The organism is Verrucomicrobiota bacterium (assembly GCA_016871535.1).
GTDB lineage: Bacteria > Verrucomicrobiota > Verrucomicrobiia > Limisphaerales > SIBE01 > VHCZ01.
On the sequence record VHCZ01000277.1, the window covers coordinates 1 to 7,911 of the forward strand.

Below are 7,911 nucleotides of genomic sequence, written 5' to 3' on the forward strand. Positions count from 1 at the left end.
CGCGGACAGCGGATGGAACGCCAAGAGAACCCATGCCAGGACGAGGTTCCTGGAAAGGTGCCATGGCCACGGTGTCCTGCCCGCGGCGCATGAACCCACCCCTTCCCCTCTCAGGAGGGGCGAAGGGGTAGGTTGGCTCGTGGAAAGCTGCCTGGGCCTGATTAGCATTCTCACACGCCATGAGCCCGGTAGGGCGAGTCCGTCCCGGCGAGCCGCTCCACGCGCTTGGAACACGTCCGACTCGGCTCGCTGGGGACAGGCTCGCCCTACCGTCAGGTTCATGGAAAGCTTTCTCATAGTTCTTGCTTTGGTCATTGGAATTTGTTTCGAAGTTCGGTATTCGAGTTTTGGATATCAGGATTTAACCGGAAGGAAACGCACATGGCAAAATTCAAAGTTGTAATGGTCAAGCACGGTTACCCAAGCGTGGAACCAGAACGGAAAGTGGTCACGGAAGCGGGCGGGGAGTTTTTCGATGGCGACCAGCTTTCGGACGCGGAGGAAGACCGGCTTTGTACGGAGGCCGACGCGATCCTGGTGCGCTGGCGCAAGATCACGCCGGCTATGATCAAGACTTACCGCCGCTGCAAAATTCTCATCCGCTACGGCGTGGGGTTCGATAATATCGACGTGAACGCGGCGACGGAGGCGGGCATTCTGGTCGGCCATTTGCCGCTGTATTGCCTCGATGAAGTCTCCACGCACACGGTGGCCCTATGGCTGGCGTGCGTCCGCCGTGTGGTGGAGACGCATCAGAAGCTGGTGGGCGGCGGTTGGGATGCGAATCCGCCCGCACCGGTCTTCTGCACGCGAGGCAAAACATTTGGTCTGATCGGGCTGGGCAACATCGGCCAGTCCGTCGCGCGCAAGTTGGCCGGTTGGGGAATGACTTTGCTGGCGAGCGATCCCTTCGTGGACCCGAAGAGCGCGCAGGAACTGGGCGTCCGGCTCGTCGATCAAGAGACGTTGTTGCGCGAGTCCGACTACGTTTCCTTGCACGTGCCATTGCTGCCCGAGACGCGGCACCTTATGAGCGAACCGCAATTCGCGCAGATGAAGCCGGGCGCGATCCTGGTCAACACCGCGCGCGGACCGGTCGTCGATGCGAAAGCGCTGCTGGGCGCCTTGAACCGCGGTCATCTGGCGCTTGCGGCGCTGGACGTCTTTGAAGAGGAACCGCCGCAGGCGAATTCTCCGCTTCGCACTCATCCGCGCATGATCTTGAGCGATCACGTCGCGTGGTATTCGGAGGAATCCCAGGCGGAACTGAAAGTCAGCGCGGCGGAGGAAGCCGTCCGCGTTTGCCAGGGAGGCTTGCCGCGGTCGATCGCGAATCCGGAAGTGCTCCACCGCCTGGGTCGCTTCAAAGAGTGGGCGCCGACGGAGATGTATCAATGGCAGATGCGACGGTTGGAGGCGTTAAATCGTTAAAAACGTTCGAAAGGGCATGCGCAACCGCTTACTCCTCGTTGCTCTCCCGGCTTTGGAGGCCATTGTTGTCTGGCTCCAAAAATCGAGAACTGAAACCTCCGGACCGCGGTACGACGGCCGATCGGTCAAGTACTGGGTGCAGAAATACACACGCCATCCACGCCGTGATACGCCGTCGGGAGGGTTCGGAGCGCACGATCCAGTTCTGCAGCGCGTGCTCGAAATCGGCACCAATGCCATTCCCCTTCTCCTGCTCGAACTGGATTACGAGAGTCTGATCTCCGATGGCTTCCTTCGCATTGCGACCTTGGGAATTCGTGATTTTGGCCAGAATGACATCCGCATCAATGCCGAGATGGCAGTCAAAGAGATTGGAGGGCGTTCACTGCCGCTCCTTCTAAGTGAGCTAAATGCAAGCGATGGGCGGATGCGCAAGGGAGCAGCGTCCGTTCTGCATCTTTTCCACAAGGATGACGTCGAGGTGATTCCGGCTCTGATTCGCGCCCTGCAAGATGCAGAGTTTCGCGTTCGTGGCCATGACGCGGACTCTCTTGGTCGGATCGGACTCGATGCGAAGCCAGCCGTCACTCCGTTGTTAGCCTGGCTCAAAGCTGACCCCTCTTTTGTGACGTTGCTTGTGGTGAGCGGTGCGGTGCGGAAGATTGATCCGCAGAATCAAGAATTGCGCGCGATCTTGATGGAGTTAGCGGAGGCGAATGAAATCGGTGGCCTTGGCCCAGCCGAGATTCGTTTCCTCAATCAGCATGCTTCGAGGATCTTGGCAGAGATAAAAAGGGGCCCGATTCGGCCGGCCAGTCAATAGCCCCATATCATGAAGCACAGACGCCACGAACGAGGAGAGTTATCCGTGTCAGCGCGATTGGATGAGAAGTTGGAAGGGTCGCCCCAGGTGCTCGGGATGGACGAGCGTTTGGAGCTGCCGCAGGCGCGCAGGGGTCCAGGTTGCGAACGATTGCGGGGACCGCTCGATTTGCTTCACGATTTCGGTCAGAAATCTGGATTGCGGGAGCAATCCTTCCGTCCGCAGGCCGGCATCCTCGCCTTGCTGTTGAAGCGCGCCGAAATTCACGTGGCTGGTCAGATCTTGTTCTCCGGCGCTTCCCAGCAAATCGGAACTCACTTGGTGCCGATGATAAGCGCGGAGCGTTCCGTTGGCGCGGTGCGGCGCGAAGAATTCTTCAGCCAGCAGGCCATAGTCGATGGTCAGCAGCTTGCCCCGAGCCAGCCGGGAGGCGGCTTGAGTCCACCACGCTTCAGCCGCAGGAGAGATTTCGCTGGTAAAGCCATCAGGCAATGCCGCTGCCAGTTCCGGGGGCAAAACGGGCCCGCTGACCGTTTGCCTTGGCTCTGTTTGAGCGTGCTTTCCGGTTGGCAGTTTGACCCACCCAAAACGTCCTTCTTCCCAGCTCACAGCCCATTCGAACCACCGGCGCTCGCCGGCGTCCCATCCGAGTCGGTGCACAGGGAAGGAGTCCAAGAGTTCATTGCTGAAGAGGACGCCGCGGATGCTCTGAGGCGGAATCGATTCCCAGGAACTGAACCATCGAAAGCGCCCGTCGAACTCGCGCAACGTTTCGGACTGGCGGCGTTGCCGGTCGGTCGAGGGTTCCAAAATCCAGTACTCCAGTTGTGTCAGTAGGTCCGCTCGGTGTCTGCAAAACCACGACAGGACATCCAACGCCAAACGCCCATCGTGCGCGCCGGCTTCAACAATTTGCAGGAGAAGACGAGATTCGCGGTGAACCTGGTTTTCTCCCTTTCTTCCCTGCAAAGGGAGGAGAGGGTTGGGGAGAGGAGGGCCGTTTTCAGAGGATTTCCCCTCTCCTCGATCCTCTCCCCACTTGTTCCTCGCGAGGAGACAATTCTCCGAACGCATCCGCTCATTGAACCCCTGAACCTGCGAACTGGGAACGCCGTCATCCTTGCCGGCCAGGGCAACGGCTTCAACTGCGCCGGCAGGGATGCCGGCGCTCCCAGGTTCGTGGGGAGGAAGTGGAGCCACGGGCTGCCAGTTGTTCAATTCCGCAGGGTTCACCTTGAGCTCATCCAGCCATCGGGCGAATTGAAAGGCCAGCAGTTCGCCGAAGACGCTGCCGACGCTGACATTGGTGAAAAAGTCGCCCCCGCGCCCGACGGTTTCTGCCTCGCGCTCATAATAACCGAGGCTAGAATGATAAAGCGCCAGTTCCATGAACCGAGCAAACGGCATCGGGCCGTATTGGGCGATCTCACGCCGAATGATTTCAGCCAGGGTATTCATGGGCTTGCAGTTCAAACCGTGTTTTGGTACACAGCAGCGACGGTCGAATTAAGTTCTTATGGCCAAGATCGACGCTTTCTTCAATCTGATGTTCGAGCAGGAGGAACAGGAGCAGGTCCGGCTCCGTCTCGCCGACACCGTCCGGTGGATTGTCAGCCAGCGCCTGGCGCCGAAAATCGGCGGCGGGCGGGTCGCGCTTCTGGAAATCATGGGGTCAAATCTGCGCACGAAAGACAGCATCATTATGGGCGAGAGCGAGGGCAAGACTTTCTACGAGATCATCGAAGCGAGCTACACTTTCGGCTGGCGGACGTTCGATCAGGCTTGCCTGGACGCTTTCAAACAAGGACTCATCACGGAAGAAACGGCCTTGCTCTATTGCAGCAAGCGCGGACCGGTCACCCGCGGGATTGACAATATTAAGAAGAAACGAGGCGAGGCGGCGACGAATCTGCCTCAACTCCAGATGAAGAAGGAAGACGGGCATGCCAAAAAGGCCGAACCGGCGCCGGCCCCGACCGGGCTGAAGCTAAAATAGTATGCCCGCCGATCTGGAGCTGCTCAGTTCGACGGATCGTCCGCCTTTGCTGGGAATCAGCACCGCCGAGTTGCTTGCCGCCTGCCGGAAGGTGCTGGAGCAGTTGGGCTACAAGGTCCATCACGCGCCGTCGCACGCCGAATTCCTTTCGCGTTTCGCCCAGATTCCATATCAGATCGCCATGATGGAGGACGTGTTCGACGCCGCGTCCGCTCTGGAGAACCGGGCATTGATCTCGCTCCAGTTGATGCCCATGAGTCAGCGGCCGCACGCGGTCAGTTTCCTGCTGGGGCGTTCGTTTCAAACCCTGAATCCCATGCAGGCGTTCCAACAGAGCGTCCACGCCGTCGTCAACGCGGCGGATCTGGACAAGCTCCCGCAGATTGTCCAGAATGTCACGTCCGACAACGACCTTTTCTACAACATCTTCAAAGATGCCCAAACCCGCATGGCACAGGGCAAGTGAAAACGGCTGTTGAATTAGGCGATTGGGGTGGTAGGGCGAGTCCGTCCCGGCGAGCCGCCAAGCCGTTAAGTGGCCGGTGGTTGATCGGCTCAGCGAGCACGCTTCGCCCTACCCACACTTCGCTCAATTCAACGCAACGGGGCAGTTGAGGTTTCGACTATCGGGACTCCAACATGAAATCGCCTCGAACCCGCCTCGATCAGGTCCTCGTTGAGCGCGGCCTGTGTGACAGCCGCGAACGCGCGCAGCGCGCCGTGCTGGCCGGAGCCGTTCGCATCAACGAGCAACTCGCGCGCAAGCCGAGCGATCCAGTGGCGGCGACGGACCTCGTCACAGTCGAGGCCCCCGAACGCTACGTCAGCCGCGGCGGGTACAAGCTGGAGTATGCGTTACAGCACTTTCACATTGACCCGCGCGGTTGCGTGGCCATTGATCTGGGCGCCTCGACCGGCGGATTCACGGACTGTTTGCTGCAGCATGGAGTTGAGCGGGTTTATGCGGTGGACGTCGGCCAGGGGCAGATCGCCTGGAAGCTGCGACGCGACGCGCGCGTGGTGGTGATGGAAAAGACCAACGCGCGCGATCTGACTTCGGCACAATTCCCCGCCTCCTTCACCGCCGCGGATCTGGTCGTGATCGATTGCTCATTTATTTCCCTGCAAAAGATTCTTCCGGCGGCGCTTGGACTGGTCCATAATCGCGGCCAGATCATTGCTTTGGTGAAACCGCAGTTCGAGGCGGGCAAAGCAGAGGCGGACAAAGGCGCCGGCGTGATCACCGACCCGGCGGTTCATTCGCGCGTGCTGCAAGAGCTGCGTGATTTCACCGGCGCGCTGCCGAAGCTGGTCTGGCGCGGATCGACCGAGTCCCCGCTGCTGGGACCGGCCGGAAACAAAGAGTTCCTGGTGTGGCTTGAAAAATCTCAATAAAACGATCCGACGGGTCGGCATCGTGGCGAATTCGGGCAAAGCCAATTCGCGCGACGTCGTGCGCAAAGCGGCGAAACTGATCGTTCGCAGCGGACGCGACGTCCTCACGGATGCCGCGACGGCGAAGCTGGCAGGACTGGCCGCGCCGACGTTTCCGGACGCGGCCAGCCTGACGCCGGAAGTCGATCTGGTTCTCGTGTTTGGCGGGGATGGCACCATGTTGCGAGTCGCGCGCGAAACGGCCGGTTCGGGAACGCCGCTGCTGGGCATCAACGTGGGCGCGCTGGGTTTTCTGACCGACGTTCCCTCGTGGGATTTGCCGCGCGCGTTGCAGCAGGTTTGGAGCGGCGACTTCCGCGTGGAATCGCGGGCGCTCATCGAAGCCGGCGTGGATTGCCAGGGCCAACGCAGCCGCACCATCGCGCTCAATGAATTTGTCATCAGCCGGCACATGGTCTCGCGGTTGATCGAGATCGAAGCGAGCGTCGATGACGAAGTGCTGACCCGGTACCGCGGGGACGGATTGATCGTCAGTTCGCCCACGGGCTCGACCGCTTACTCGCTCGCGGCGGGCGGCGCCGTGGTTTATCCCACGGCGGAAGTGTTCACCCTGACTCCGATCTGCCCGCACACGCTCTCGAATCGCTCCGTGATCGTGAACCTGAGTTCGACTGTCCGGGTCAAAATCATCAGCCAGAAACCGGAAGCGGTGTTCAGCGGCGACGGCCAGGACGACCGGCGGTTGAATGCGGGCGACATCGTCACGATTCGCCGCAGCCGGCATTCGGTGCGGTTGATTCACCTGACGGGAACTTCCTTTTTCGAAACGCTCCGGCACAAACTGAACTGGAGCGGGTCGAGCGTTCCGGCCAAACCGTAAGCTCCCTGCGGCCAGCCCATGGTTCGTTTGAAGGATATCGCAGTGCGTGCCGGCGTGTCGGTCATGACCGTTTCCAAGGTCATGCGCGACGCGTCCGACATCTCTGCCGCCACCAAAGCCCGCATTCGGAGCCTCGCCGAGGAAATGGGCTACGTGCCCGATTCCCTTGCGCAAGGTCTCCGGACGCGAACGACGAAACTCTTCGGCCTGGTCATCCCCGCGATTACAAACCCGATTTTCGCGCGGATGGCCCGAGCCATCGAGGAACGCGCGCACGAGAACGGCTACGATTTGATTCTGGCCCACACGTTGAATGCCCCCGAACGCGAGGAAGCGTGCCTGAGAAAACTCCTTTCCCGCCGCGTGGACGGGTTGTTCATTTCGCCCGTGTATCGGCTGGCGCCCACGGCTCCCATTTACGAAGAGATCCGGAAGAACCGAACGCCGACGGTGATTCTAGGACAACGGGCGCCGTTCTGCAGTCCGTTTCCGAACGTGGCGGGAGACGATCTGCCCGCCAGTTACTCAGCCACGAAACACCTTCTGGAACTCGGCCATCGGCGCATCGCGTTCTTCGCCGGCCTCGCGGCTGCGCCCTGGTCTCAGGAACGCTCCGAGGGGTATCGCCGCGCCCTGCGCGAAGCCGGCCTGAACGTGGAAGACCGCTTGATCTTCACTTCGGGTGGGAGCATCGAAGACGGCGAAAAAGCGGCGCTGCAAATGCTCCAGGAATGCACCGACGTGACCGCGGTTCAGACCGCGAGCGATTTGGCGGCGATCGGCGCGGCCAACGTGTTTCTTTCACAAGGATTGAGAATACCCCAGGACATTTCCGTGGTCGGATTCGGCAACATTCTAGTCAGCGAACATTTCAAGGTGCCGCTGACGACTCTCCGGCAGCCCAAGTTCCGGCTGGGTGTGGCGGCGATGGAATCCATGCAGAAGCTGTTGAAGGGGGAACGCGCGGAAGACAAAAGGCTCCCGGCGACGATCGTGATCCGGGCGAGCACCGGCCCCGCTCCGGCCAAGCCGTGACAAGGTAGCGTTGCGCTGCCGCGCAGCCGAGACCCTGTCATTACTGCTTGGTCCGCGGGATGGACGACAAAGCTCGTAGCGCAGAGTTGCACTCTGCCGTATCGCAGCCACTCAGTCCCCTGGCGGCGACGGAAGGAGGAAGTAACTGACCTCGGCGAGATAGGTTGTGCAAATTGGGTCCTCCGATGCCCGCGGAAGCTAAGTGGTCCATTTCATAAATACGCTCACGTTCGCGGCAAGGGATTTTTCGGCCAGACGAGGCGCGAGCGACGAGCATATCCCGAAGTGGATCTGTAAGGAGCAAGCAACGAAGTCTGGCGAAAAAGAACTGCCGCCCTTCGGGTTGCGCCG

8 protein-coding genes are annotated in these 7,911 nt (G+C 60.4%); 7 read left to right on the forward strand and 1 reads right to left on the reverse strand.

The window, feature by feature from the left end; translation table 11 throughout:
• Window positions 1-381 precede the first annotated feature (381 nt).
• Both FJ398_23640 and FJ398_23645 read left to right on the forward strand, forming a co-directional pair.
• On the forward strand, window positions 382-1,431 hold the full coding sequence (locus tag FJ398_23640) for a C-terminal binding protein (protein MBM3840891.1): 1,050 nt from the start codon (window positions 382-384) through the stop codon (window positions 1,429-1,431).
• A gap of 16 nt (window positions 1,432-1,447) precedes the next feature.
• On the forward strand, window positions 1,448-2,254 hold the full coding sequence (locus FJ398_23645; protein ID MBM3840892.1) for a hypothetical protein: 807 nt from the start codon (window positions 1,448-1,450) through the stop codon (window positions 2,252-2,254).
• Window positions 2,255-2,302: 48 nt separating this feature from the next.
• Here the strand turns inward: FJ398_23645 and FJ398_23650 are convergent, their stop codons facing one another.
• Complete coding sequence (locus FJ398_23650) at window positions 2,303-3,712, reverse strand: hypothetical protein (protein ID MBM3840893.1); 1,410 nt, start codon at window positions 3,710-3,712, stop codon at window positions 2,303-2,305.
• Between the two features lie 58 nt (window positions 3,713-3,770).
• Between FJ398_23650 and FJ398_23655 the strand changes: the two genes are divergently transcribed.
• The 5 genes from FJ398_23655 (at window position 3,771) to FJ398_23675 (ending at window position 7,560) form a co-directional block, all read left to right on the forward strand.
• On the forward strand, window positions 3,771-4,250 hold the full coding sequence (locus tag FJ398_23655; GenBank protein ID MBM3840894.1) for a hypothetical protein: 480 nt from the start codon (window positions 3,771-3,773) through the stop codon (window positions 4,248-4,250).
• A gap of 1 nt (window position 4,251) precedes the next feature.
• Entirely contained in the window at window positions 4,252-4,716 is a 465-nt protein-coding gene (locus FJ398_23660) for a hypothetical protein (GenBank protein ID MBM3840895.1), read from the forward strand.
• A gap of 173 nt (window positions 4,717-4,889) precedes the next feature.
• A complete protein-coding gene (locus FJ398_23665) occupies window positions 4,890-5,645 on the forward strand; it encodes a TlyA family RNA methyltransferase (protein ID MBM3840896.1) in 756 nt (251 codons plus the stop codon).
• 127 nt (window positions 5,646-5,772) lie between these two features.
• Window positions 5,773-6,525: an NAD(+)/NADH kinase gene (locus tag FJ398_23670; protein ID MBM3840897.1), complete on the forward strand. Its 753-nt coding sequence runs from the start codon at window positions 5,773-5,775 to the stop codon at window positions 6,523-6,525.
• Window positions 6,526-6,543: 18 nt separating this feature from the next.
• On the forward strand, window positions 6,544-7,560 hold the full coding sequence (locus FJ398_23675; GenBank protein ID MBM3840898.1) for a LacI family transcriptional regulator: 1,017 nt from the start codon (window positions 6,544-6,546) through the stop codon (window positions 7,558-7,560).
• The last annotated feature ends 351 nt before the right edge of the window (window positions 7,561-7,911 follow it).